The following is an 883-nucleotide window of genomic DNA, read 5'->3' on the forward strand; positions in this document are numbered from 1 at the left end:
AAGACGGCGTCCAATTCCCTACAAGTCTCACGAAGAACAGTGGAGTGAACGCCTGAGAGGAGGATTAGATGACCTCGCAACGGAGCAATAAACGTTGTGAGCAGCAGCATTACCCGTATTCTTGAGTACACACACAATATAGCCAGGAGCCATTGATTCAATACCACCCTTCACTACAGGTTGGTTACTCTGTTCTCTCGTTGATTGCATCTCAGAGGTTTGCCCCCATGTGAAATACGTATACGCAACTGTGGCAATCACGAGAGCCAGCGATAATAATGTTTGACTCACCGCAATCGGATTCTCAGCGAGGAATTCCCAAAGTGTAGCAAGTGACATACCCGTACTCTATATTTCATTGACATAAGGCTTACCCATAGCTACCATCTCACGGAAGCAAGCAAATATTGAGGTTCCATCCGTCACGGTGGATGGAAATCGGGTATATAATCGCCTGAACCCCTATTTTTCGCGTCCAGAAGCCGACTCGTCTGTCGTGAAGTCTTCAGCCTGTTCGAAAGAGGGGCGAATCTCAGACCAAAAGAATGACATTCGGAGCTATACAGCTCCAGCTCATGCAAAGTTCTGAGCGTAATATTATCTGGATGGCCAACGGGTCCACGTCCGCGACGTATGCCGCGTACCGTATGGGTGCTAAAGTCGGATATACAGCGACGAACACGCGACCTCCAGCTGACGTTGACGTGTCTTTTGTGGATCGCTCTTGTGTAGCACTTTGTTGATTTCACAGCGTAGCTTTGACAGCGTGTTTGAGCGCTTCTCTCCCTGGTTTCCGCAATAACTTTCGTCGAAGTTGGAACGCTCGGAGATACTGTGTGAGCTTATCTTTTGAGATGCCTCGATGAGGCGAGAGCCACGGGCG

General features: G+C 49.0%; 1 pseudogene. It reads right to left on the minus strand.

Going from position 1 to position 883, the window contains the following annotated elements:
• Positions 1-745 precede the first annotated feature (745 nt).
• Positions 746-883, minus strand: a pseudogene (locus C446_RS18945) (IS1595 family transposase); the annotation flags it as partial.

The organism is Halobiforma nitratireducens JCM 10879 (assembly GCF_000337895.1).
In the GTDB taxonomy this organism is placed as follows: Archaea; Halobacteriota; Halobacteria; order Halobacteriales; family Natrialbaceae; genus Natronobacterium; species Natronobacterium nitratireducens.